Consider the following 24190-nt stretch of genomic DNA (forward strand, 5'->3'; position numbering starts at 1 on the left):
AACAGATAGGTTGCTAGGCATGTCCACACCTGACTTCATCGCGCGATCGGTACTCGTCACCGGAGGTAATCGAGGTATCGGTCTTGCCATCGCCCAGCGCCTCCAAGCCGACGGACACAAGGTTGCCGTCACTCACCGCGGCTCCGGGGCTCCCGAAGGATTGTTCGGAGTCGTCTGCGACGTCACCGACTCCGCCTCGGTCGACGCCGCGTTCAAGGAGGTCGAGGAGAAGCAGGGGCCGGTAGAGGTTCTCGTCTCCAACGCCGGCACCACCGACGACACACTCATCATGCGAATGACCGACGAGCAGTTCTCGAATGTGCTCGACGCCAACCTCACCGGCGCATTCCGGGTGGCCAAGCGAGCGAGTCGCTCGATGCTCCGTGCCCGCTACGGCCGGTTCATCTTTCTCGGTTCCGTCGTTGGTATGACCGGCACTGCCGGTCAAGCAAATTATGCGTCTTCCAAAGCAGGCGTTATCGGCTTGGCTCGTTCCCTGACGAGAGAGCTGGGTTCTCGGTCCATCACCGCCAACGTTGTCGCGCCGGGATTCATCGACACCGAGATGACTCAGGTCTTGGACGAGAAGATCCAGGAAATGGCCGTCAAAGCAATTCCGTTGGCGCGCAAAGGTAAGGCTGAGGAAGTCGCAGGGGTCGTGAGTTGGTTGGCGTCGCCCGATGCAGCTTATGTCTCCGGTGCGGTCATCCCTGTCGACGGCGGTCTGGGAATGGGTCACTGAGAGTTTCTCTCGCACAATTTCATTCAGCTCGAAGCCAGTAGATTTCCATCTCCGAAAGCAAGGAACACAGCACTATGGGCGGATTGCTCGAAGGCAAGACCATTCTGATCACCGGCATCATCACCGATGCCTCGATTGCGTTCCACGCCGCTGCCATGGCCCAGGAACAGGGTGCCAAGGTGATCATCACCGGGTTCGATCGGCTGCGGCTCATCGACCGCATCGCTCAGCGGCTGCCCAAGCCGGTACCCCCGGCGATCGAGCTCGACGCCACCAACGAGGAGCACCTCGCCGCGCTGGCCGACCGCGTACGCGAAGTGGCGCCCGAGGGCATCGACGGGGTCCTGCATTCGATCGCATTCGCGCCCCGCACTCTGATGGGTCCGGACGCCAAGCCCTTCCTCGACGGCCCCGGCCCCGACGCCGCGAAGGCATTCGAGATTTCGGCGTGGAGCTACGCATCGCTCGCGCGTGCAGTTCTCCCGGTCATGAACGAGGGTGGCTCCATCGTCGGCATGGACTTCGACCCACGCACGTCGATGCCGTACTACAACTGGATGGGTGTCGCCAAGGCTGCACTCGAGTCGGTCAACCGCTACGTGGCTCGGGAAGTGGGCGCGGCCAAGCGAATTCGTTCCAACCTCGTCGCGGCCGGCCCGATCAAGACGCTCGCCGCCAAGGCCATCGCCGGCACGGCAACGGACGACGCGGCAAAGATGAACCAGCTCAACGTCTACTGGGACGGTGCAGCCCCGATCGGCTGGAATGTCGACGACCCCACCGTCGTCGCCAAGTCCATCGTCGCGTTGCTCTCCGATTGGCTGCCCGGCACCACCGGATCCATCGTGTACGTCGACGGCGGAGCCAGCCACAACACGTACCTGCCCGAGAACATGTGAGGCCGCGGTGGGCGAAACCGCACGTGGTTTCGCCCACCGACAGGTTTCGTTTGCCGATCGGACCCCGACCGGGGCCGGTCTGTGACGGGGGCACAATGGAAAACATGACCACCCCTGGAGACTTCGACGCATTGTTGGTGCTCTCGTTCGGCGGGCCGGAACAGCCCGCCGACGTACGCCCATTCTTGGAGAACGTCACTCGCGGACGCGGAGTGCCGCCGGAGCGGCTCGACGCCGTCGTCGAGCATTACATGCATTTCGGGGGTGTCTCTCCGATCAATCAGCTCAATCGAGACATCATCGATGCGCTGCGTAGCGAATTCGATTCCGCCGGCGTGGATCTGCCGATCTATTTCGGAAACCGCAACTGGCATCCGATGATCGAGGACACCCTGGCGACAATGAAGTCGGACGGGATCGAGAATGCACTCGTCTTCCCGACTTCAGCGTGGGGCGGATACTCGGGATGCAGGCAATACCACGAGGACATCGCCCGAGCCCGCGCTGCCGTCGGTGACGATGCACCGCACCTGCTCAAGATTCGTCAGTACTACGACCACCCTCTGATGGTCGACGCCTTCGCAGACGCCGTCGCAGCGGCCCGCGCCTCGCTGCCCGAACAGCACCGCGCCGGTGCACGTCTGGTGTTCACCGCACATTCCATTCCTTCGGCAGCCGACGCCAACGCCGGCCCGCCCGCGGACGGCGGTCACCTCTACAGCCGCCAGGTGGCCGAGGCATCGAGGCTCGTTGCAGCCGCGTCGGGTGTCGAAGACTACGACCTGGTGTGGCAGTCCCGCTCCGGTCCGCCGCAGGTTCCGTGGCTCGACCCCGACATCTGCGACCATCTCGAGGCGCTCTCGTCGAGGTCGGTCGGTGCCGTGATCGTCTGCCCGATCGGGTTCGTCTCCGACCATCTCGAGGTCGTGTGGGACCTCGATACCGAGGCGCAGGAGAAGGCCGACGAACTCGGAATGGCCTTCGCCCGCGCCGGAACTCCCGGATCCGACTCGCGTTTTCCGAAGATGATCCGCGAACTCGTGGACGAGTATCGGGTCGGCGGCAGCTGTCGTGGTCTCGGTCGGGTGCCGGGCTACGGCTCGACTCTCGACGGCAGTCGCTGCGCCGTCGGATGCTGCGAGCAGCCGACCCGGCCGACGAGGCCTGCACCTAGCGCGTCGTGAATACCTCTGCCTGACAGCCGCTTTCCGCGCGCTGTCAGGCGGAGTGCATTGCCGCTTCGATGCTCGTTGCCACAGCTATGGTGCGCGCAGTGCGCACTGCGGCCCACAGTGGGCGAACGAGCTCCTCACGTGCTGCGGCTGCCGACGCGGTCGGGGCCTCCGACGGAGCCGATCCGGCCGCCACCGTCAGGATGGCCGCGACCCGATCGGCCGATTCGAGAACCCGAAACGCGCGGTCGGACATCTCGGCCGGGTAGCGGTGACGGGCCGCGTCGGCGATGGATGCGGCGATGCGGGTGCGTGGATCGGCGTCGAGCGTTCTGGTGGGCAGCGACTGCATCTGTGCAAGAGCCTCCGCTGCGCCACGCACGGCCTCACGCATCTCGAACTCGGCCTCGCCCAGTCCTCGATCGCGATGACCGTGTTCGGGAACGACGATCGAGTACACGGTCCAGCGCAACACATCCGGTCCCTCGACGACGGGCACCAACCCGATTCCGGCGTTGCCCGAGGTGCCGACGATCACCGCCTGACCGGTGTTCAGGGCAGCTCGCGAGAAGTCCGTGTTCGCGGGTAGACCGCTCACCGCACCGGGAGCTGGGAGGACAAGCTTCACCCCGGCGTCCCCGGCGGCGGGTGTCGACGCCGTTGCGGCCGCTCTGATCGCCTGCAACAGACTCGCGATTCCTTCGGTGTAGCCCGGGTACTGCAACCCGAAATCGGTGGCCGCGTCCGAGTCGCCTGCACCCACCAGATGCATCGGTGCCCACTCGGACATGGCGTCGATCACGTCGTCCGGGGAACTGGCACCGGCCAGCCACGAACCGGCCCACAGGGCGAGACTTGCACTCGAAGAACACACGACTCACAAGCATAGGTCGGCGTGGCGAACCGTGCTCGAGACGCCGGTGTCGCTAGCGTTGGTCGCCGTGAACGACATGTACGGCGGAGACATTCTCAGAGGGCACAGTCGCATGCGCAAAGTGCCCGCACCGGAGGTTCCGGCAGAGCGCGGTTTGGTCGTCGAAGATGCCGGTAGTGGTTACTGCGGCGCGGTGGTCGGCTTCGAGCGCACCTACGACGGGGATTTCGTCCGGCTCGAGGACGGTGCCCGTACGACGCGTCTGTTCGCTCTGCGTGAGGCGGCGTTTCTGATCGACGGCCGTCGGGTGACTCTGGTCCGGCCCAAACCGGCTGCAGCGCAGTCGAAGCAGACGCGATCTGCGTCCGGTTCGACGAAGGTCGAGGGATTGCGTGCGCGCACGGCCCGCGCGAGCCGCATCTGGGTCGAGGGCGTGCACGACGCGGCCCTGGTGGAAAGTGTGTGGGGACACGATCTTCGGGTGGAGGGCGTGGTCGTCGAGCATCTGGAAGGGCTGGACAATCTGGGGGAGCGGTTGGCTGATTTCGGTCCCGGCCCCGGTCGTCGTGTGGGCGTTCTGGTGGACCACCTGGTGACGGGGTCGAAGGAGTCGAAGTTGACTCGGTCGTTGGGCGAGTACGTCCTCGTGACCGGCCACCCGTTCATCGATGTGTGGGAGGCAGTCAAGCCTGCGGCTGTCGGTATCGAGGCGTGGCCGAAGATCCCGCGCGGTGAGGACTGGAAGACCGGAATCTGCCGGGAGCTGGGGTGGGGTAGTCCTCGGGAGGGGTGGCGTCGGGTGTATTCGTCGGTGTCGAGCTTTCGCGATCTCGAGGCACCGCTGATCGGAGCCGTCGAACAATTGGTCGACTTCGTCACCGAGTAGGGCTGTGTCCAGCAACGCACCGGCAATTGTCCTATTCGTGCTTGGATGGAGGCTGTGGCAGCGATCGTGTGGCTCATAGCGGCAGTGGTTCTCGCCGGTGCCGAGGCACTGACGGGTGACTTCTTTCTTCTGATGATCGCCGGTGGTGCACTCGGCACCGCGGGTGTTTCGGCGTTGACCGACTTCCCGGTGTGGGCCGATGCGATCGTCTTCGGTGTGTTGTCGTTGGCTTTGGTTCTCGGCCTGCGGCCGATTCTGTTGCGGCGCTTCGCACATCCGCCGGATGTCCCGATGGGTATTGCTGCGCTCACCGGAAAGAGTGCCGTCGTGCTCGAGCAGGTCACCGCGCGCGAAGGCCAGATCAAACTCGGTGGAGAGGTGTGGAGCGCTCGCCCACTCGACGAAACCGAGGTCTATCCCCCTGGTACCACCGTGACCGTGATGGAAATTGACGGCGCTACTGCCGTCGTATGGAAGGGACCGTAGTCCAGTGGAAGCACTCATCGCACTGGCCGTCATCGTCGTGTTCGTCGCGGTGTTGATGGCCAAGTCCATCTCGATCGTCCCGCAGGCCGAGGCGGCGGTGATCGAACGACTCGGTCGGTACACCCGCACCGTGTCCGGTCAGCTGACGTTCCTCGTGCCGTTCGTCGACCGCATCAGGGCCAAGGTCGACCTGCGCGAGCGGGTCGTGTCGTTTCCGCCGCAGCCGGTGATCACCAAGGACAACCTGACCGTGTCGATCGACACCGTCGTCTACTTCCAGGTGACCAATCCGCAGGCGGCCGTGTACGAGATCAACAACTACATCGTCGGTGTCGAGCAGTTGACGACCACCACTCTGCGCAACGTGGTCGGTGGAATGACGCTGGAGGAAACCCTCACCTCGCGTGATTCGATCAATGGTCAGCTGCGCGTCGTACTCGACGAGGCGACCGGTCGCTGGGGGCTGCGCGTGGCCCGAGTCGAACTCAAGAGCATCGATCCGCCGCCCTCGATCCAGGAATCGATGGAGAAGCAGATGAAGGCCGACCGCGAGAAGCGTGCGACCATCCTCACCGCCGAGGGTCATCGCGAATCTGCGATCAAGACAGCGGAGGGCGACAAGCAGAGCCGCATTCTCGCGGCCGAGGGCGGCAAGCAGGCCGCCATCCTCACCGCCGAGGGTGAGCGGCAGTCTCGCATCCTGCGTGCTCAGGGTGACCGCGCCGCGAAGTACCTCGAAGCGCAGGGCCAGGCCAAGGCCATCGAGAAGGTGTTCGGTGCCATCAAGGCAGGCAAGCCGACGCCGGAACTGTTGGCCTACCAGTACATGCAGACGCTGCCGCAGATGGCTCAGGGCGACGCGAACAAGGTGTGGATGATTCCGAGCGATTTCGGCGATGCCCTCAAGGGGTTCGCCAAGACACTCGGTGCGCCCGGCGAGGACGGTGTGTTCCGGTACGAGCCCAACGAATCGGCGGGCAACGAGCCCAAGCCCGAGGACGATTCGGACGAGGTTGCCGAATGGTTCGAGACCAAGACCGATCCGGCGGTGGCAGAGGCCGTCAAGGCCGCAGAAGCCGTGGCGCGCAAACCTGTCGACACGTCGTTGGCGGCCGCACCTGAGCTGTCGAAGGGTTTCGACGTCGGTGCTCTGTCGGCGTCGCCCGAGGCCGAGCCGGAACAGCGCTGATCACGAGTTGATCGCGAATCCCACGCCCGCGGCAGCCAGAGCCCACAGGACGCTGGCGAAGGTTCCGATGATGAATTGCTCGGAGGCGTGGGATTCGCGCAGTTCGGGGTAGCGTGCAAGCCCTTTGACGGCCAGTACGACGGCAATGCCTTCGGGCCAGCCGGCGAGGATCGACACGGCGACCGCCACGCGTTCGAGAATCCCGATGGTCAGCCCACCGCGAAGCGGCTCGGCCGGATCGTTTCCGGTCGAGTCGTTCTGCCTTCTGGCAATTCGGAAGACGCTGGGCACCAACGCTGTTCCGCCCACCGCCGCAGTGACGACGCCGAGTACGAGTGCGGCGGCGTGGCCGAGGCCGTAGGCCGGTCCGGCTGTCGCTGCCAGGATTGCTGCTGCTGCGAGCAGGCTCGATGCTGCTGCAGCGGGCATCCATTGACGGATGTGGTTTCCCGCAGGGATGAGCGCAGCCACTGCGGCCAGTGACAGCAGGGCGAGGGTTGCGACGATCATGGCCGGTGACTCCCTGTCGTGTTCGCTGCGTCGAGCAATCGCGTGGCAAGGGTGCGGCCTGCGTTCTCGATGTGCCAGCCGGCCACCGAAAGTCGTTGCGACATCGCTTGCTTGCTGATCTTCAAACGGTTGGCTGCGTCGGTCTGCGATAATCCGCGGGCCATGAGCTCGACCGCTTCTCGGCCCTGATCCGAGCGTCTGACGACGAGCAGAGCCACGAGGGTCGATGCGGTTTCCGCATCCTCGGCGGCGGCAGGCTCGGGGCCGCTGACAGCGAGTGCAGCGGGGGCAGTCTTGGCTCTGGTCACGGCGTCTCGGGCTGCCTCGAACGCTGGTCCGCGACCGGCGCGGGTCGTCTCGGGTAGTGGAAGTTCGACCGAGCCGATGCCTATTCCCACGCTCCAATGTGGCGTGGAGACCAATTCGAGGGCGATCGAGACGACGGTCGCGGCGTCCTCGCACACGGCTTGCACTTCGTCTCCTGCGGTGCGCTCGAAGCGACGGATCAGCTGGTGGTCGCGGTATCGGTCGAGCAGTTCGGGCACGCGGTCGATGTCGCGTCTACTGCGGCGTTGGTCCACGGTCAGCACGAACATGGGACAAGGCTAGATCGTTGATGTGGACCAGTCAAGCTTCAAGGCTTGATTAAGCAGAATCAAGGTTCTCGGCTTGTCGACCATCGGCGGGCACCGACTCGGACCGGGCACCCCGCGAGAGCCGCCAATCCACCACCAGGCCACTCAGTCCGATCGCGATGCAGATACCGGACAACACCAGCAGTGCCGGGTGTGACTCGCCTCCGATCGCTCCACCGATCACGACGATTCCGAGCGTTCCGGGCAGCATGCCGACGGCGGTAGCCACCGCGAACGGCACAGTCCGTACCGCCGACACACCGCAGGCGTAGTTGACCAACGAGAACGGCACAGGGGCGATCAGGCGTAGCGAACCGACTGCCAGCCAGCCTCGTCGGCGCAAACTGTCGTCGATCGAATCGAGGGCCGAATGCGACATCCGTGCAGCCACGGCCTCCCGTCCGATTGCGCGGACCAGCAGCAGCGCCACGATCGCACTGACCGTGGATGCGCCGATGGTGACGGCCAGACCGGTCAGTGGCCCGAACAGCACTCCGGCGCTGAGAGTGAACAGCGTTCTCGGCACCGGCGCCACGGTCACGAGCGCATGCACGGCGAAGAAGACGAGCGGGAATGCGGGGCCGACGGATGTGCCCCAGCGGCGAATCTCTTCGACACTCGGATGGGGCGCGAACACCGCCACGAGAGCAAAGACCAGAATCACCGCCAGCAGCGCAATCAGGCGAAGGTCGCGCAGGTGCCGGGTCACGAGAGGTCAGCGTACCGGCGCGAGATGACACCTTGTGTTTCACGAAGTTCGACAGTGGTGCCGCACCGTCGAACGTGAGGTGATCCTCACGATAACCTGCAACACAGTGGGGTTAGCATCACTTCAAGTCGGGTGCAGGACTACCCGGCCGAACCGAGGGAGCAGCACACGTGTCCATCGCATCGCACGAAGATGCCGCACGCAGCGCTCATGCGGCCTGGCAGAAGGCAGTGGCCGGTGTCCTGGCCAAATCTCGCCGGGTCGACGTGGCCGATCTGCCCGACGATCCCGAACACCTTCTCGATTCCACGACGTACGACGGGATCACCGTGTCCCCGCTGTACACGGCATTCGACGAGCGACCGGAAGGCCCTCTTCCAGGGCAGTTTCCGTATCTGCGGGGCCGAGACCCTCATCGCGACGTCAACGCGGGGTGGAAGGTGTGCACTCGCCACGGTCGAGACGCGGCCGACGGCGACGCGGCCACCCTCAACACCCAGATTCTCGAGTCACTGTCCAACGGCACCAGTGCTCTGTGGTTGACGGTCGGCACCGGTATCGATCCGAAGGCTCTGCCGGAGGTCCTGCGCGGGGTGTTCCTCGAACTCGCACCGCTGACTCTCGATGCGCGCGGGGCAGTTCGAGCAGCGGCCACAGCGTTGTTCGGGATGCTCGATTCGGCAGACATCGACGACCGCGGTGCAGTCGACATCCGGCTCGGAGTGGACACTCTCACCGCCCGAATGGTCGGCACCGACACGATCGACATGACCGAGGCCCTGGAGCTGGTCCACGAGTCGATCGGACGCACCGAAACTGTTCGTGCCATCACCGTCGACGGCACCGTGTTCCACAATCTCGGTGGCGCGGACGCACAGGAGCTCGGCGCGTCCATCGCCGCGGGACTCGAGTACCTCCGGTCGATGACCGACGCCGGCGTCGCCATCTCGGATGCCCTGCGGCAGATCGAGTTCCGGTTCGCCGCCACCGACGACCAATTCCAGACCATCGCCAAGTTCCGCGCCGCCCGCACGCTCTGGGCGCGCATCGCGCAGGTGTGCGGAGCCCCGGACGCCGGTGATGCCCCACAGCATGCCGTCACCTCGGAAGCGATGATGTCCCAGCGGGATCCGTGGGTGAACATGCTGCGAACCACGCTGGCGTCGTTCGGAGCCGGAGTGGGCGGGGCAGATTCGGTCACCGTACTGCCGTTCGATGCAGCGCTCGCCGGTGGCGCAGCGGGGGTGTCGAAGACGTTCGCGGCCCGTATCGCCAGAAACACCCAGCTGTTGCTGCTCGAGGAAGCGCACCTCGGACGCGTTCTGGATCCCGGTGCCGGATCCTGGTACATCGAAGAACTCACGGCTGCGGTCGCCGCGAAGGCCTGGGAGTTCTTCCAGACCATCGAATCGTCGGGTGGGTTCCGCGCGGCCGTGGACGACGGTTCGCTCGTGGCCGCGATCGAGACGACCCGCGCCGAGCGCGATTCCGACATCGCTCATCGGGTGACCCCGCTGACGGGCGTCAACGAATTTCCCAACCTGGCCGAGGCTCCGCTGAGTCCGGAACAGACCACGCAGCAGGGCTCGGCAACGGTGTACCGGTACGGACGCGCATTCGAGTCTCTGCGAGATCGTTCGGATGTCTTTCTGGCCGAACATGATTCGCGACCGTCCGTGCTTCTGGTACCGCTGGGCAGCGTCGCCGAACACAACGTCCGCACGACGTTCGCGTCGAATCTGTTGGCGTCGGGCGGAATCGAGGCCGTCAATCCCGGTCCGCTGACCGTCGACGGTATCGCCGCCGCGGTGGAGGGATCCACGTATTCGACAGCCGTGGTCTGCGGCACCGACAAGCGATACGCGGACGAGGCCGTCACAGCCGTGGACGCTCTCCGGGCGGCAGGTGTCACGCAGGTTTTCCTCGCAGGCCCGGAGAAGATCTTCGCCGGCGTCGAGGGCAAACCGCGTCCCGATGGATTCCTGACGGCCAAGGTCGACGCCGTCGCAGTGCTGACCGAACTTCTCGACACCCTGGGAGCCTCGAAGTGAGTACCGACGCGAACCGAATCTCGCACACCATCGGCAGTTTCGCCGAGGTCCCACTGGTCGATCCCGGCGAGCCGACTCCGCCGCCGCCGTCGGCGGAGGACGTCACTGCTCATGTGGAGCAGGGTGCGAAAGCCAACTTCTACACTCCCGAGCAGGTGGTGTGGTCCACTCCCGAGGGTATCGACGTCAAGCCGGTGTTCACCGAGGCGGATCGTGACGCCGCTGAGGCGCAGGGCTATCCGCTGCACAGCTATCCGGGTGCCCCTCCGTTTCTGCGCGGGCCGTATCCCACGATGTACGTCAATCAGCCGTGGACCATTCGCCAGTACGCGGGCTTCTCCACCGCGGCCGAGTCCAACGCCTTCTACCGCCGCAACCTCGCGGCCGGGCAGAAAGGTCTGTCGGTGGCGTTCGACCTGGCCACCCACCGCGGCTACGACTCGGACCACCCGCGGGTGCAGGGTGATGTCGGAATGGCCGGTGTCGCCATCGATTCCATCTACGACATGCGGCAACTGTTCGACGGTATCGACCTGGGCAGCGTCTCGGTCTCGATGACCATGAACGGTGCGGTGCTGCCGATCCTGGCGCTGTACGTCGCGGCCGCGCAGGAGCAGGGCGTCGGACCGGAGAAGCTCGCCGGGACCATCCAGAACGACATCCTCAAAGAGTTCATGGTCCGCAACACCTACATCTATCCGCCGAAGCCGTCGATGCGCATCATCTCGGACATCTTCGCGTACACCAGCGAGAAGATGCCGAAGTACAACTCGATCTCCATTTCCGGCTATCACATCCAAGAAGCCGGAGCCACAGCCGATCTGGAACTCGCCTACACCCTCGCGGATGGCGTCGAGTACATCCGGGCCGGTCTGGATGCGGGAATGGACATCGATACGTTCGCGCCGCGACTGTCGTTCTTCTGGGCCATCGGAATGAACTTCTTCATGGAGGTCGCCAAGCTGCGGGCCGGGCGTCTGCTGTGGGCCGAGCTCGTCCAGCAGTTCGAGCCCAAGAGCGCCAAATCCCGGTCGCTGCGCACTCATTCGCAGACTTCGGGTTGGTCGTTGACGGCACAGGACGTGTTCAACAACGTCGCCCGCACCTGTGTGGAGGCAATGGCGGCCACCCAGGGCCACACCCAGTCGCTGCACACCAACGCGCTCGACGAGGCACTCGCCCTGCCGACGGACTTCTCGGCGCGGATCGCCCGCAACACCCAGCTGCTCATTGCGCAGGAGTCCAACACCGTTCGCCCGATCGATCCATGGGGCGGCTCGCACTACGTCGAGTGGCTCACCCATCAGCTCGCGAATCGGGCTCGGGCACACATCGCCGAGGTCGAGGAAGCGGGCGGCATGGCCCAGGCCATCGGTGAGGGCATCCCCAAGCTGCGCATCGAGGAGGCGGCGGCCCGCACACAGGCGCGCATCGACTCCGGCCGTCAGCCCCTGGTCGGCGTCAACAAATACGTGCCCGACGAGCCCGACACCATCGAGGTGCTCAAGGTCGAGAACTCCAAGGTTCGGCGTGAGCAGATCGAGAAGCTCGAACGCCTGCGTTCCGAGCGCAACACCGCAGAGGTCGAGGCCGCCCTGGCGAACCTGACCCGAGCAGCGGCCTCGGACCAGCCGGGGATGGAGAACAACCTGTTGGCTCTCGCCATCGATGCGGCACGCAAGATGGCCACTGTCGGCGAGATCTCCGATGCACTCGAGAAGGTCTACGGGCGCCATCAGGCCGAAATCCGGACAATCAGTGGTGTGTACCGCGACGAGGCAGGCAAATCCGAGAACATCACCCGCGCCACCGCGTTGGTGGAGCAGTTCGCCGAGGACGAGGGCCGTCGGCCACGCGTGCTGGTGTGCAAGATGGGCCAGGACGGTCACGACCGGGGCCAGAAGGTCATCGCAACGGCATTCGCGGACATCGGCTTCGACGTGGACGTCGGCCCGCTGTTCCAGACGCCCGAGGAGGTGGCCCGGCAGGCCGCCGACAACGACGTTCACGTCGTCGGCGTGTCGTCGCTGGCGGCAGGCCACCTGACGTTGGTGCCCGCCTTGCGTCGAGCCTTGGCCGACGTCGGCCGCGAGGACATCATGATCGTCGTCGGTGGCGTCATTCCTCCCGGCGATTTCGACGAGCTCTACGCGGCGGGCGCCGCGGCGATCTTCCCTCCGGGCACCGTGATCGCAGACGCCGCGATCGGACTGGTGGAGAAGCTGTCCGTTGCGCTCGGGCATGCTCCACGCGAGGCCAACGCCTGAACATGGCTTCTCCGAGCGACAACATGAGTTCCTCGAACAGGGGCCGCGTCATCGACATCGATGCGGTTGCCGAGTCGGTCCGAGCGAACGAACGATCCGGACTGGCTCGCGCCATCACCCTGGTCGAATCGACTCGAGCGGATCATCGCGATCTGGCGCAGCAGCTGCTTCTGCGCGTGCTGCCCGATGCAGGCGGCTCCCACCGGGTGGGCATCACAGGAGTGCCGGGCGTCGGCAAGTCGACGTTCATCGACGCGCTGGGGATGCGGTTGATCGAGAAGGGGCACCGGGTCGCGGTGCTCGCGGTCGATCCGTCGTCGACGCGTACCGGAGGTTCCATCCTGGGTGACAAGACGCGGATGTCGCGGCTCGCGGTGCAGGAGAACGCGTACATCCGGCCGTCGCCGACATCGGGAACCCTCGGCGGAGTTGCACGCGCGACGCGGGAGACGATCGTGCTCCTCGAGGCCGCAGGTTTCGACGTCATTCTGGTCGAGACCGTGGGCGTCGGACAGTCCGAGGTGACGGTGGCGAACATGGTCGACTGCTTCACGTTCCTCACGCTCGCGCGCACCGGAGATCAGTTGCAGGGCATCAAGAAAGGCGTTCTCGAACTTGCCGACCTGGTGGCCGTGAACAAGGCGGACGGCAAGCACGCGACCGAAGCGAAGAACGCGGCTCGGGAATTGGCGGGCGCACTACGGCTGATCTATCCCCACGACGCGATCTGGAAACCCCCAGTGCTGACGATGAGTGCCATCGAGGGCACCGGGCTCGACGAATACTGGGACACCGTGCTGCGCCACCAGCAGGTACTCAGTGACGCAGGCGAATTCGCGGAGAAGCGTCGCAAGCAGCAGGTCGACTGGACGTGGACGATGGTCAACGACCAACTGCTGCGGCGGTTGGCGCAGAACCCGTCGGTGAAAGCCATCCGCGGCGACGTCGAGACCCGTGTGCGCGACGGTTCCCTGACGGCCGCGTTGGCCGCCCAGGAGCTACTCGACGCGTTCGATTCCTGACTCTGCTTCGGCCGCAGGCGTCGCCGCGGGATAGAGCCGGGCGGCGAGAGCGCCGACTCGTTCGATCAGTCCGTCGAAGAACGCCTCGGGGTCGGTGTGCGTGGCGATCGCGGCATTGGGGGCCTTGCCCCACATGCCACGCCAGTCGGCGACTGTTGTTCCGCGCGTGAGGGTTCCGGCAAGTTCGACGTCGACGGTCGCGTGTCGATAGGTCGCGATGTCCGGCTGCACCGCTATCGCTGCCGCGAACGGATCGTGCATGTGTGCCAGAAACCCTTGATCGTGATCACGATGAAATTCCATGTAGAACCGCACGGCGTCGGAGAAGTGCCGCACGATTGGATTCGACGCGGTCGACCGAACACCAGGTGCATCCTCGGGCGAGATCGACTCCGCCGGAACACTGTCTGCGCGCGCGGCCAGTCGACGGATGTGGTCGGGAGTCATTTCGATGGTTTCGGTGATGTCGAGCGCACAGACGATGGGACGGCGTTCGGGCGGTAGTCCCGAGAAGGCCGCGAACACTTCCGCGGCGGCTTCGGGATCGACAGCGATGTTCCATTCGCTGGTCGGAGTGGTGTTGCCCTGATGCTGAAATGCCCCGCCCATCAACACAAGTCGCTTCAGCAGTCGGGGTAGCTCGGGATCGCGGCGGATGGCGAGAGCGAGATTGGTCAGCGGACCGGTGACGAGCCCGGTGACCTCGCCCGGGCGCGAACGGACCAGCTCGACCCACATGGTGGTGGCGTCGCGGTCGGACAGCGGCCGCGTCGAGACCGGAAGCTCCGCATACCCGATGCCCTGCGGTCCGTGAGTGTCCTCGGTGGTCATCAGCGGAGCAACCAGCGGTGCCTGCGCGCCGAGCGAGACCTCGACGTCGCCTGCGCGGCACAGGTCCAGCCAGGCCAGATTGTTTGCGGCTACCTGGTTCACCGGCACGTTGCCCGCGGTGGACGCGATACCCAGTATCTCGGCATCCTCACTGGCGAGCAGGTAGAGCAGGGCGAGCGAGTCGTCGATTCCGGTGTCGACATCGACGATCAGGGGAACGGTCACGACGCCACCTCGGTCGTCGGTGTGTGCCGGACCGGGAAGTTGACCGACCGTGCGATGAAGCACTTCGACGACGCGGATGCGTGCAGCTTCTCGGCGCGGGCCACCATCGACGGGTCGGCGACGGTCACGACCGGGGCGAGGGTGACCTCGACGAACTGGCCCGATCCATCGGATTGCTCGGTCATCACACCGGTGGGGGAGTCGACGTATCCGGTGACGATCACGCCGGAGGCAGCTGCCAGCCCGAGATACCAGAGCATGTGGCAACTCGACAGGGACGCTACGAGCAGTTCCTCGGGGTTCCAGCGCTCGGCATCGCCGCGGAAGTTCGGATCGGAGCTTGCGGCGAGATCGGGTTTACTCGGAGCCGAGACCACGTGGTCTCGGTCGTAGGCGGCGGCGCCGCTGGTGCCGTCGCCGCGGTTGCCCGTCCAGCTCACTGTCAGTCCGTAGTTGTGGTTCGGCACGGGTCCATCGTGCCAGTACCGGGTTCAGGAGCGACGGTTCACCTCGACTCCCGGTGTCCGGATCGACCGGATTGCCCCAATTGTCAACGGAGCCAGGCAAAATGGATCATTCACCCACCGACCTGGTGAAACCTGTGCCGATATCGTCGCTCGGCCCGTTCGTTGTTTGAAATGCGGTTGTTCCCCTGGCTAACGTTGCAGCAATGACGGTTGCGCAAGGTCCAGAATCTCCCGAGTCGTCACCGCCACAAGCGCGATGGGGACACAGACACGTCCAACATCTTCGGCGTGATGCGATCTCGAAGCGGATGCGGAGAAAGCCGGCACTCTCGGAAGAGAGCATCACGGTTGTCGATCGACCGATGCTCAAGCGAGCCGTCTCGGCCGCTGCCTTGGGCAACACCATGGAGTGGTTCGACTTCGGGGTGTACGGCTACCTCGCCGCCACGCTGGGCAAGGTGTTCTACCCCGACGCCACGCCTGCGGTTCAGCTCATATCGACCTTCGCGACGTTCGCGGCTGCGTTCGTCGTCCGGCCGTTGGGCGGACTGTTCTTCGGCCCGCTCGGCGACCGGATAGGCCGTCAGAAGGTACTCGCCGCCACCATGATCATGATGGCCATCGGCACGCTGGCCGTCGGTCTCATCCCCAGCTACGCGACCATCGGCATCTGGGCACCGATCCTCCTTCTCGTCGCTCGTCTGGTTCAGGGCTTCTCCACCGGCGGTGAATACGGCGGGGCGACGACCTTCATCGCGGAGTATTCACCCGACAAACGCCGAGGGTTTCTCGGCAGTTGGCTCGACTTCGGCACGTTCGTGGGTTACGCGATGGGTTCCGGCCTGGTGACGATCCTCAACGCGGTGTTGGGCGACGCCACGATGGTCGAATGGGGTTGGCGCATACCGTTCTTCATCGCGGGCCCGATGGGCATCATCGGGCTGTATCTGCGGCTCAAACTCGAGGACACCCCCGCCTTCCGCAAGCAACTCGACGAGCACGACAGCAAGGTCAAGGCGCAGGAAACCGGTCGCAGCTCGGTCGGAAGAATCTTCACCGACCACTGGCGGGCACTGCTCGTATGCATGGGAATCGTGTTGTTGTACAACGTGACCAACTACATGGTGACGTCGTATCTGCCCACCTACTTCACCGAGGTCGTCGGACGCAGTCAACTCAGTGCCGATCTTCTCGTGCTCTCCGCAATGGTGATCGTGGTGACCATCATCGTGGCTGTGGGGCGCCTGACGGATCGGATCGGGCGAAAGCCTGTATTCGTGTTCGGTGCCATCGGCCAGATCGTCCTCGCCGTCCCGTGCTTTCTGTTGCTGCAGGGCAGCGGGTGGATCGGGCCACTGATCGCGTGCCTGCTCCTCGGCCTCGTTCTGGCGTGTTTCGCGGCTCCGAGTGCATCGACGCTTCCAGCGCTCTTCCCGACGCGGGTTCGCTACGCGGCACTGTCGATCGGCTTCAACCTGTCGGTGTCCATCTTCGGCGGTACCACGCCACTGGTGACCTCGGCTCTGGTCAGCGCAACCGGTAGCCCGATGATCCCTGCGTACTACCTCGTCGTCAGCGGCGTCGTAGGTCTCATCGCTGTCGGATTCCTGCGCGAGTCGGCCACGCAACCCCTGGAAGGGTCGCCACCACAGGTGGATTCGGCCGAGGAGGCCAAGGAGCTCTACACCGAAGCGTCGGCCATGGTTGCGAGACCGTGACGTCGCGGGTACCCACCGTCACAGCCACGTCGCGTCGTCGTCGGCCCACGTGTGGGCAGGAAACGGATAGTCGGGATACCCGTCGAACACCGGCCTGGCGGCCGTGACACGACCGTGCGTCACGACGCAGTCCGGCGGCGGTTCCCCGGCCGGGCCGTGATTCGGGGTCCGGCCGGGCAGTTCGGTCAGCCAGGCGGCAGTCCGGGCCAAGGACACCTCGATCGCTGCACCCGACCCGGAACCCGCCGCGCGGTCGGCCAATTCGGAGACGATCCCTGCAGCGAGTAGATACCCGCTCGCATGGTCGAGTGCCTGAGCGGGCAAACGCCCGAGATGCCCACCTTCGCCTTCGAGGATCGAGATCCCGGCGGCGGCTTGGACGAGGCTGTCGAACCCGCGTCGGCCGGACCACGGTCCCCGGGTGCCCCATGCACTGACACGACCGTGCAGGACGTGTGCGCTGTGTTCGAGTCCGAAGCGTTCGAGGGCGCCCGGTCGATATCCGGTGACGAGGACGTCGGCGGCATCGAGCAGTCCGCGCACTCGGGCCAGTCCTTCACCCGTGCTCATGTCCACCGCTGCCGAACGTTTGCCTTGGCCGTTCTCCATGTGTTGCCATGCGATTTCGGGGCGGTGGGGTGGGTCGATGCGCAGCACTTCGGCACCGAACAGAGCGAGAGCGCGGGTCGCAACCGGCCCGGCGATCACCCGAGTGAGGTCGAGTACGCGCACGCCCGCGAGCGGAGCAGCACGAGTGCCGCGGAACTCGGGAACCCGACACGAGGATGCGCTCGCGGCGTCCGCACGTCGGATCACCGGGCCCGCGTGGGCAGCCACCCCCGCCGGATGCGCCGACCACTGATCCTCGGTGCGGACCTGCACTGCGAGCGCCCCGTTGTTCGCACACGTCCATTCGATCTCGGCACCGGTGAAACCCGCCAACCGTTTCGCGAATCGATCTGCGTCGCTGTCTCCGTCGAGGCCGACGGCGTCGAGCAACGCAGTCCGGTGGTGCGGGTAGTTCGCGTGCGTCCTTGTCCAGCCGTCGGACACCCGGAAGAAACCGGACAGCTCAGCGAACGGCTGTACTCGAGCGCCGTCGATCCGCAGCATCGCGTCGCCCCGGAACGAAGCAGCGATTCGTTCCGGGGACGCGGTCGGGCCTGCATCGGGCGCGGAGGGGATCGCACCGGTCGACGAACCGAGTCCCAGAACAGTGCGTAGCCGGCCGACGGCACTGCCGAGGGCACCGACCGACTCGGCTGCGAGGGTGGCGACCGGCAATGTCGCCGCAAGTAACTCACTCACCGGCTGTTCCACACGGACATCACCTCTCGCGCCGACTCAGTTGCGCTTGGCCCAGATCTCCATTCCGGCCGCGTTGAGGCGATCGACGAGAACGTCTCCGATCGCGGTGGCCGGGGTGAGAACGCCGCTGGCCTTCGGTAGGGCATCCCCACCGAGTACCAACCCGAGGGCCGACTCGGCGAGCATGACCGCCGTCGCCTTGTAACCGGGGTCGCCCGACGCCTTGACCCGGGCCCGGTAGCGTGCGCCCGACGTGGTGAGGGTGTAGAGGTCGACGGTGAAATGACCCTTCTCGCGGGCCTTTTCACTGGGGCCGGTGCCCGGCTTGGGCAGAATGCGGTCGAGTACCTTGCCCGGAAGCACCGTCATGGCGGACACACCGACGAACAGCCCGGCGGAGAGGGCACCGGCGAGGACAGGGCTGGCGAACGACGAACCAACGCTCATGACCTCGCTGTAGCGGAACTGCTTGCCGTAGGCCCAGTCGCGAAGAGCGTTGGTACGTCGCACGACTCGCGTGTTGTACGAGGCCATCACGAAGGGAGCTTTCCAGCCACGCAGGCTGGGATCGATCTTCTTGCCGTCGATCAGTACGGCGTCGAGCTGACGGCCGAGCTGTGGTTCGAGGCCGCGATCGGGACTGAGCGAGTACGGCCGCGCGGCGATGCGTCGGGCCCGCTTGTCCTTCTTCATCGCCTCGATCTGACCGCGTAGAGAGTCGACGGTGCCGCCGCTTACTCCACCGGACATCGAGGTGACCACCAGGGTGGTGTCGGTCAGTTCGCCCGCGTTGTCGGCGGTGACGGCCTCGTACAGGGCATGGACGCCGATGTCCGACGGGACGGAGTCGAAACCACACGAGTGGACGATGCGGGCTCCTGTCCGCTGCGCGATCTCGTGGTTGGCGTCGATGCTCTCGCGGGCGAACAGGACCTCACCGGTGAGGTCGACGTAATCCGTTCCGGCTTCGGCGCAGGCCGTCGCCAGAGCCAATCCGTACTTCGCGTAGGGACCGACCGTGGTGATGACGACCTTGGCCGATCGGGCCATGGCTTCGAGTGATGCCACGTCGGTGGCGTCGGCCTCGAGAACGGACCACTGCTGAGCCCTGGGGCCGAGTTCCTTCTGCGTAGCCTGCACACGAGTCGACGAGCGACCCGCGAGGGCGATCCGAACGTCGGCAGGTGCGTGTTCGGCCAGGTACTTCGCCGTCAATTTTCCGACGAAGCCGGTGACGCCGTACACGACGATGTCGTAGGTGCGATCGGGGCCGACGGTCGAGTCGGAAGCAGGCGAGTTCATACCAGCGACACTAACGCGGCTCACCCTTGCGGGTCGAAGCGCAGTCAATTCGTCCAGGTGTGCACCGGTTCTCCGGCGTTCATGAGCGAAACGTAGTCGCCGAGCATCCCGGCGAGGGCACGATCGCGTTTCTCCCCGGCCCGTTCACGCGCGACCACGGCATTGCGCTGCCACACCGATCCGGACTGCTTCGCCAGGCACCGTGCTTCGATCACGCCGAGATACCGATCGCGAACCGCACCGTCCACGCCGTAGGCGGCCAACCCGGCATCGGCCATCGGTAGCAGTCTTCGCAACACGAGTTCTTGCGGGCTCACCCAGCCGACCTCCGGCCAGTAGAGCATCGAGTCGAATCCACCGCGGGCGGCGGAGTGCACGTTCTCCTCGGCAGCGTCGAACGACATCTGGGACCACAGAGGGCGGTCGGCGTCGGCCAGTGCGCGCACGGTTCCGTAGTAGAACGCCGCGTCGGCCAAAGTGTCGACCACCGAAGGGCCGGCCGGGAGAACGCGATTCTCGAGCCTGATGTGGTGGCCGTCCCCGGACCGGTCGTAGATCGGTCGGTTCCACCGGTAGACGGTGCCGTTGTGCATGCGGAGCTCGGACAGCGACGGCGTCGTGCCCTCGGCGAGAGCAGCTTTGGGGTCCTCCTCGCTGCACACCGGCAACAGCGCCGGGAAGTAGCGTGAGTTCTCCTCGAACAGGTCGAAGATCGAGGTGATCCACCGTTCTCCGAACCACACCCGCGGTCGCACGCCCTGGTTCTTGAGTTCCTGTGGCCTGGTGTCGGTGGCCTGCTCGAACAGTGGGATGCGCGTCTCGTGCCACAGCGCGCGCCCGGCGAAGAACGGCGAGTTGGCCGCAAGCGCTACTTGGACGCCCGAAAGCGCTTGCGCGGCATTCCAATACGACGCGAACTCGTCCGGAGCAACCTGCAGATGCAGCTGAACGGAGGTGCACGCTGCCTCCGGGAGAATCGTATCGGTCACGATGTCGAGATCCTCGGCGGCAGCGGCACCGGGCAGGCGGACCCCGCCGATCTTCAGTTCGATGTCCTCTCCGCGCGCGGCGAAGATCTGCTGATTGAGGAGGTCGTAGCGCGGATTCGCCGAGAGCCAGCGGTGCTCGAAGTGTTCCTCGTCCAGGGTCGGCAGCATGCCGATCATGGCGAGTCGACTACCGGAGGTGCGGGCCCGTTCGTCGGCTGCGTTGAGCGAGCGCCGTAGGTCCGTCTCCAACTCGGCGATGGAGGCACCACGCAGTGGGCGAGGATCGACGTTGATCTCGATGTTGAACTGGCCCAGTTCGGTTTGGTAGTCGGGGTCGGCGATGGCGTCGAGCACCGCCGCATTGGCCATCGACGGCTCCATGTCGTCATCGACGAGATTGAGCTCGATCTCCATGCCGATCTGCGGTTCGCCGACGTGGAATGTTTCGTCGGCCAGCATGATCGCCAGGGCGTCGAGACAGTCCTGGACCTTCTGACGAAACTCGTGCCGATCCTGCCTGGTGAACTTGCGGCGCTCGACGTCCTCGCCCATGGTGACCGCCTATCGGTGCGTGAAGAAGGGCCGTTCGCTCGCGCGAAACGACTTCGGCCTACGAGTATCGCAGCCTGTGTTCACCGAGGGGGACGCACGCGAAAATCACCGAGGCAGTCACCAGGGCGAGGGCTGATAGTCCTTGAGGAAGGAGCCGTACAGATCGATTCCGAGTTCACCCTGCACAATCGGGTCGTACACCCGAGCGGCACCGTCCACCAGGTCGAGTGGAGCGTGGAACCCCTCGTCGGCCAATCGCATCTTGGTGGGGTGCGGCCGTTCGTCGGTGATCCAGCCGGTGTCGACGGCGGTCATCAGGATTCCGCTCTCGAGCATCTCCTTGGCGCTGGTGCGGGTGAGCATGTTCAGGGCAGCCTTGGCCATGTTGGTGTGCGGATGACCAGGCCCTTTGTACGCACGTCCGAACTGGCCTTCCATCGCCGAGACGTTCACGACGTACTTGCGTCGCGCGTCCGAGGCCTCCATCGCCGTGCGAAGCCGCGACACCAGAATGAAAGGCGCGACGGAGTTGCACAGCTGCACCTCGAGCAGCTCGACCGGATCCACTTGCTCGACGGTATGGATCCAGCTGTTGGTCTCGGCCAGGTCGGGAACCAGACCGCCCGCGTCGATCGCGAGCCCGCTCTCGATTCTCTCGGCCGTCACCGAGCCGGCCACCATGGCGAGCGAGGCGACGTCGTCCGCGCTCAGGGCCGCGGCAGGCCGCCCGCCGAGCGCGGTGGCGGGCAGTGAACTCGCCAACGAAGCGGGATGCGCATCGCTGGTCTTGCCGAACGTGATGCGCTCCGGGCCATGTCCCTCCGTCAATGCGGCGGGGAGAGGTTCGGCCTCGGCGTCGGCCAACGCACTGTAGGAACCGGGGGAGCGCTTGACGGTCTGCGCGGCGTTGTTGATCAGGATGTCCAGAGGCCCCTCGGCTGCTACCGAATCGGCAAGTGCCACAACCTGAGCCGGGTCGCGCAGATCGATGCCGACGACGCGCAGCCGGTGCAGCCACTGATCGCTGTCGTCCATCGCTGCGAAGCGCCGCACGGCATCGTTGGGAAAGCGAGTGGTGATCGTGGTGTGGGCACCGTCGCGCAGCAATCGAAGTGCGATGTACATCCCGATCTTCGCTCGCCCGCCGGTCAACAGCGCCCGCCGGCCGGACAGGTCGGTTCGAGCATTGCGCTTGCCGCGATTGAGCGTCGCGCACTCCGGGCACAGCTGGTGATAGAACGAATCGACGTCGGTGTAGCGCTGCTTGCAGATGTAGCAGGGACGGGCCTTGATCAGCGTGCCTGCGATGTCACCCTCGGCGCGGGAGGTGAGGGACAGTCCTGCTGTCTCGTCGTCGATCCGGTCCGGGGATCCGGTTGCGGTCGCGGCGACGACGGCCCGGTCGGCCGCGTTGACGGCATTGCGCGCGGCGACGCGTCGAGCCCGCTTCAGGTCCTTGAACATGGCGCCGGACGCGCGCTGAACGGCAATGGAATCAGGATGATTCTTGTCCAGTTCCGCGGCCTGCTTCAACACGCGTAGGCACGTCTCGAGATCGGTGGGGTCGATCGAGTCCATCTTCAGTCTCCTAGCATCGGCCCGGTCGAGCCGTCGACGTGAGAACAACGAAAAAGACCCCGATTCCGAAGAATCAGGGTCAGTTTCGTCTGTCTCAACTCAGATCTGTGAAAATCTTTGTCTGTGAACAACATTCAGACGGTGTCCGAGGGGGGACTTGAACCCCCACGTCCGTTAATAGGACACTAGCACCTCAAGCTAGCGCGTCTGCCATTCCGCCACTCGGACAAGTGCGACCACTGCCGCATATTCTTTTGTTGCTTTCACAGCCGGCCGCTGTGTGCTGCGTAAGATTATCCGACGGGTTCCCGATAACCCAAATCCCCACGTCAGTTCATGCCTGAGACCGTTGTGCATGGTGCCCGCGGCAGATTCTGGTGGTAGGAACAAGAAGTGCCCAACGATCCGAGCAATCCCCGAAACGCAAGCGATATCCACCCCACCGTTGCCCTCGAGGAGGTCGTGGATCTCGTCAGTTCCCTCATTCGGTTCGACACCTCGAACACGGGGGAGCTCGACACCACGGTCGGCGAGAAGGAATGTGCCGAATGGGTGGCGAGCAAGCTCGAGGAGGTGGGGTACGAGACCGAATACGTCGAGTCCGGAGCCCCCGGTCGAGGCAACGTCTTCGCGTGGCTGCGCGGAGCGGACTCCTCTCGCGGTGCCTTACTGATCCACGGCCACCTCGATGTCGTGCCCGCGGAACCGGCCGACTGGAGCGTTCACCCGTTCTCCGGGGCCGTCGAGGACGGGTACGTGTGGGGCCGCGGAGCCGTCGACATGAAGGACATGGTCGGCATGGCCCTGGCACTGGCCCGTCAGTTCAAGTCGAACGGAACCGTCCCGCCCCGCGACATCCTGTTCGCGTTCCTTGCCGACGAGGAAGCCGGAGGCAAGTACGGATCGCACTGGTTGGTGGACAACCGCCCCGATCTGTTCGAGGGCGTCACCGAGGCTGTCGGCGAGGTCGGTGGATTCTCCCTCACCGTGGCCCGCCCGGACGGCACCGAGAAGCGGCTCTACATGGTCGAGACCGCGGAGAAGAGTCTCGCGTGGATGCGGCTGACCGCCAAGGCGCGCGCAGGCCACGGATCGTTTCTGCACGACGACAACGCGGTGACCTACCTCGCCGAAGCGGTGGCCAAGCTGGGAAATCACACGTTCCCGTTGGTACTCACCGAATCGGTCACACAGTTTCTACAGGCCGTGTCCGAGGAATCCGGGCTGGATTTCGATCCCACCTCGCCCGACATCGACGGCACTCTGCTCAAGCTCGGCAGCATCGCCCGGATCGTAGGAGCGACCCTGCGCGACACCGCGAACCCGACGATGCTCTCGGCCGGCTACAAGGCCAACGTGATCCCGCAGACGGCGACGGCAGTGGTGGACTGCCGGGTGCTGCCCGGGCGTCAGGCGGCATTCGAGAAGGAGGTCGACGAGTTGATCGGCCCGAACGTGGAACGCGAATGGATCACGAAGCTCGAACCGTACGAGACCACGTTCGACGGAGATCTCGTCGATGCGATGAACGACGCCGTGCTGGCACACGATCCGAACGGCCGAACCGTTCCCTACATGCTCTCCGGTGGTACCGACGCAAAAGCGTTCGCGCGCATCGGGATTCGCTGCTTCGGCTTCGCTCCGCTGAAGCTGCCACCGGAACTGGATTTCGCGGCGTTGTTTCACGGCATCGACGAACGAGTACCCGTGGAGTCGTTGGAGTTCGGTACACAGGTTCTCGAACACTTCTTGCTGCACAGCTGATACGAAAGGAAACA

At 65.1% G+C, this 24190-nt stretch carries 21 protein-coding genes and 1 tRNA gene; 11 read left to right on the forward strand and 11 right to left on the reverse strand.

All coding sequences use genetic code 11. The features are described 5' to 3' along the window. The first annotated feature begins 19 nt into the window (after positions 1 to 19). The 3 genes from fabG1 to ACNEOT_RS15075 all read left to right on the forward strand — a co-directional run bounded on the left by fabG1 (position 20) and on the right by ACNEOT_RS15075 (position 2825). The gene (gene fabG1, locus ACNEOT_RS15065; RefSeq protein WP_415974826.1) at positions 20 to 742 is read left to right on the forward strand and encodes a 3-oxoacyl-ACP reductase FabG1; all 723 of its coding nucleotides are present in this window, start codon (positions 20 to 22) and stop codon (positions 740 to 742) included. Between the two features lie 74 nt (positions 743 to 816). Then, positions 817 to 1641, forward strand: a complete 825-nt coding sequence (gene inhA, locus ACNEOT_RS15070) for an NADH-dependent enoyl-ACP reductase InhA (RefSeq protein ID WP_415974827.1) — start codon at positions 817 to 819, stop codon at positions 1639 to 1641. A gap of 104 nt (positions 1642 to 1745) precedes the next feature. Beyond that, entirely contained in the window at positions 1746 to 2825 is a 1080-nt protein-coding gene (locus ACNEOT_RS15075) for a ferrochelatase (protein ID WP_415974828.1), read from the forward strand. A gap of 34 nt (positions 2826 to 2859) precedes the next feature. Here ACNEOT_RS15075 and ACNEOT_RS15080 read toward each other — a convergent pair whose 3' ends face one another. Next, a complete protein-coding gene (locus ACNEOT_RS15080) occupies positions 2860 to 3687 on the reverse strand; it encodes a hypothetical protein (RefSeq protein ID WP_415974829.1) in 828 nt (275 codons plus the stop codon). Between the two features lie 76 nt (positions 3688 to 3763). Here ACNEOT_RS15080 and ACNEOT_RS15085 point away from each other — a divergent pair, with 76 nt between their 5' ends. Genes ACNEOT_RS15085 through ACNEOT_RS15095 form a run of 3 tightly spaced genes read left to right on the forward strand, consistent with a single transcriptional unit; the run spans position 3764 to position 6248 of the window. Further along, positions 3764 to 4573, forward strand: a complete 810-nt coding sequence (locus tag ACNEOT_RS15085) for a DUF3097 domain-containing protein (RefSeq protein WP_415975200.1) — start codon at positions 3764 to 3766, stop codon at positions 4571 to 4573. A gap of 54 nt (positions 4574 to 4627) precedes the next feature. Further along, a complete protein-coding gene (locus ACNEOT_RS15090) occupies positions 4628 to 5059 on the forward strand; it encodes an NfeD family protein (RefSeq protein WP_415975202.1) in 432 nt (143 codons plus the stop codon). Between the two features lie 4 nt (positions 5060 to 5063). Next, the gene (locus ACNEOT_RS15095; RefSeq protein WP_415974830.1) at positions 5064 to 6248 is read left to right on the forward strand and encodes an SPFH domain-containing protein; all 1185 of its coding nucleotides are present in this window, start codon (positions 5064 to 5066) and stop codon (positions 6246 to 6248) included. Here ACNEOT_RS15095 and ACNEOT_RS15100 read toward each other — a convergent pair whose 3' ends face one another. From ACNEOT_RS15100 to ACNEOT_RS15110, 3 genes are read right to left on the reverse strand one after another with little or no spacing between them, the layout of a single operon-like run. Beyond that, the gene (locus ACNEOT_RS15100) at positions 6249 to 6758 is read right to left on the reverse strand and encodes a hypothetical protein (protein WP_415974831.1); all 510 of its coding nucleotides are present in this window, start codon (positions 6756 to 6758) and stop codon (positions 6249 to 6251) included. Then, entirely contained in the window at positions 6755 to 7354 is a 600-nt protein-coding gene (locus ACNEOT_RS15105) for a hypothetical protein (protein WP_415974832.1), read from the reverse strand. Before ACNEOT_RS15105 ends, ACNEOT_RS15100 begins: the two co-directional genes overlap by 4 nt. Positions 7355 to 7403: 49 nt before the next feature. Beyond that, positions 7404 to 8102 (reverse strand): TVP38/TMEM64 family protein, encoded by a 699-nt coding sequence (locus tag ACNEOT_RS15110; protein ID WP_415974833.1) that lies wholly within the window; start codon positions 8100 to 8102, stop codon positions 7404 to 7406. A gap of 170 nt (positions 8103 to 8272) precedes the next feature. On the opposite strand from ACNEOT_RS15110, the gene mutA reads away from it, so the two are divergent. Genes mutA through meaB form a run of 3 tightly spaced genes read left to right on the forward strand, consistent with a single transcriptional unit; the run spans position 8273 to position 13442 of the window. Then, complete coding sequence (gene mutA / locus ACNEOT_RS15115) at positions 8273 to 10153, forward strand: methylmalonyl-CoA mutase small subunit (protein ID WP_415974835.1); 1881 nt, start codon at positions 8273 to 8275, stop codon at positions 10151 to 10153. Next, positions 10150 to 12420 carry a methylmalonyl-CoA mutase gene (scpA, locus tag ACNEOT_RS15120; RefSeq protein ID WP_415974836.1) on the forward strand — a complete coding sequence of 757 codons (2271 nt, stop codon included), beginning with the start codon at positions 10150 to 10152 and terminating at the stop codon, positions 12418 to 12420. Before mutA ends, scpA begins: the two co-directional genes overlap by 4 nt. A gap of 23 nt (positions 12421 to 12443) precedes the next feature. Next, entirely contained in the window at positions 12444 to 13442 is a 999-nt protein-coding gene (gene meaB, locus ACNEOT_RS15125) for a methylmalonyl Co-A mutase-associated GTPase MeaB (protein WP_415975203.1), read from the forward strand. Here the strand turns inward: meaB and ACNEOT_RS15130 are convergent. Both ACNEOT_RS15130 and ACNEOT_RS15135 read right to left on the reverse strand, forming a co-directional pair. After that, positions 13419 to 14498, reverse strand: coding sequence for a nucleoside hydrolase (locus ACNEOT_RS15130; protein WP_415974838.1), 1080 nt, complete (start codon positions 14496 to 14498; stop codon positions 13419 to 13421). The two genes, meaB and ACNEOT_RS15130, sit on opposite strands and share 24 nt — an antisense overlap. Continuing rightward, positions 14495 to 14965, reverse strand: a complete 471-nt coding sequence (locus tag ACNEOT_RS15135) for an OsmC family protein (RefSeq protein WP_415974839.1) — start codon at positions 14963 to 14965, stop codon at positions 14495 to 14497. Before ACNEOT_RS15135 ends, ACNEOT_RS15130 begins: the two co-directional genes overlap by 4 nt. A 203-nt stretch (positions 14966 to 15168) precedes the next feature. On the opposite strand from ACNEOT_RS15135, the gene proP reads away from it, so the two are divergent. Beyond that, positions 15169 to 16683: a glycine betaine/L-proline transporter ProP gene (gene proP, locus ACNEOT_RS15140; protein WP_415974841.1), complete on the forward strand. Its 1515-nt coding sequence runs from the start codon at positions 15169 to 15171 to the stop codon at positions 16681 to 16683. Positions 16684 to 16701: 18 nt separating this feature from the next. Here proP and ACNEOT_RS15145 read toward each other — a convergent pair whose 3' ends face one another. From ACNEOT_RS15145 to ACNEOT_RS15165, 5 genes are all read right to left on the reverse strand, one after another. Beyond that, the gene (locus ACNEOT_RS15145) at positions 16702 to 17991 is read right to left on the reverse strand and encodes a CoA transferase (RefSeq protein ID WP_415974843.1); all 1290 of its coding nucleotides are present in this window, start codon (positions 17989 to 17991) and stop codon (positions 16702 to 16704) included. Positions 17992 to 18027: 36 nt separating this feature from the next. Continuing rightward, entirely contained in the window at positions 18028 to 19293 is a 1266-nt protein-coding gene (locus tag ACNEOT_RS15150) for a saccharopine dehydrogenase family protein (RefSeq protein WP_415974844.1), read from the reverse strand. Between the two features lie 44 nt (positions 19294 to 19337). After that, on the reverse strand, positions 19338 to 20834 hold the full coding sequence (locus ACNEOT_RS15155) for a glutamate-cysteine ligase family protein (protein WP_415974846.1): 1497 nt from the start codon (positions 20832 to 20834) through the stop codon (positions 19338 to 19340). A 117-nt stretch (positions 20835 to 20951) separates the two neighbouring features. Beyond that, complete coding sequence (locus ACNEOT_RS15160; RefSeq protein WP_415974847.1) at positions 20952 to 22412, reverse strand: SDR family NAD(P)-dependent oxidoreductase; 1461 nt, start codon at positions 22410 to 22412, stop codon at positions 20952 to 20954. Positions 22413 to 22554: 142 nt separating this feature from the next. After that, positions 22555 to 22640: transfer RNA gene (locus ACNEOT_RS15165), tRNA-Leu, on the reverse strand. Between the two features lie 204 nt (positions 22641 to 22844). On the opposite strand from ACNEOT_RS15165, the gene ACNEOT_RS15170 reads away from it, so the two are divergent. Further along, positions 22845 to 24176 carry a M20/M25/M40 family metallo-hydrolase gene (locus ACNEOT_RS15170; RefSeq protein WP_415975204.1) on the forward strand — a complete coding sequence of 444 codons (1332 nt, stop codon included), beginning with the start codon at positions 22845 to 22847 and terminating at the stop codon, positions 24174 to 24176. Positions 24177 to 24190 lie beyond the last annotated feature (14 nt).

The organism is Rhodococcus sp. 077-4, assembly GCF_047782425.1.
GTDB lineage: Bacteria > Actinomycetota > Actinomycetes > Mycobacteriales > Mycobacteriaceae > Rhodococcoides.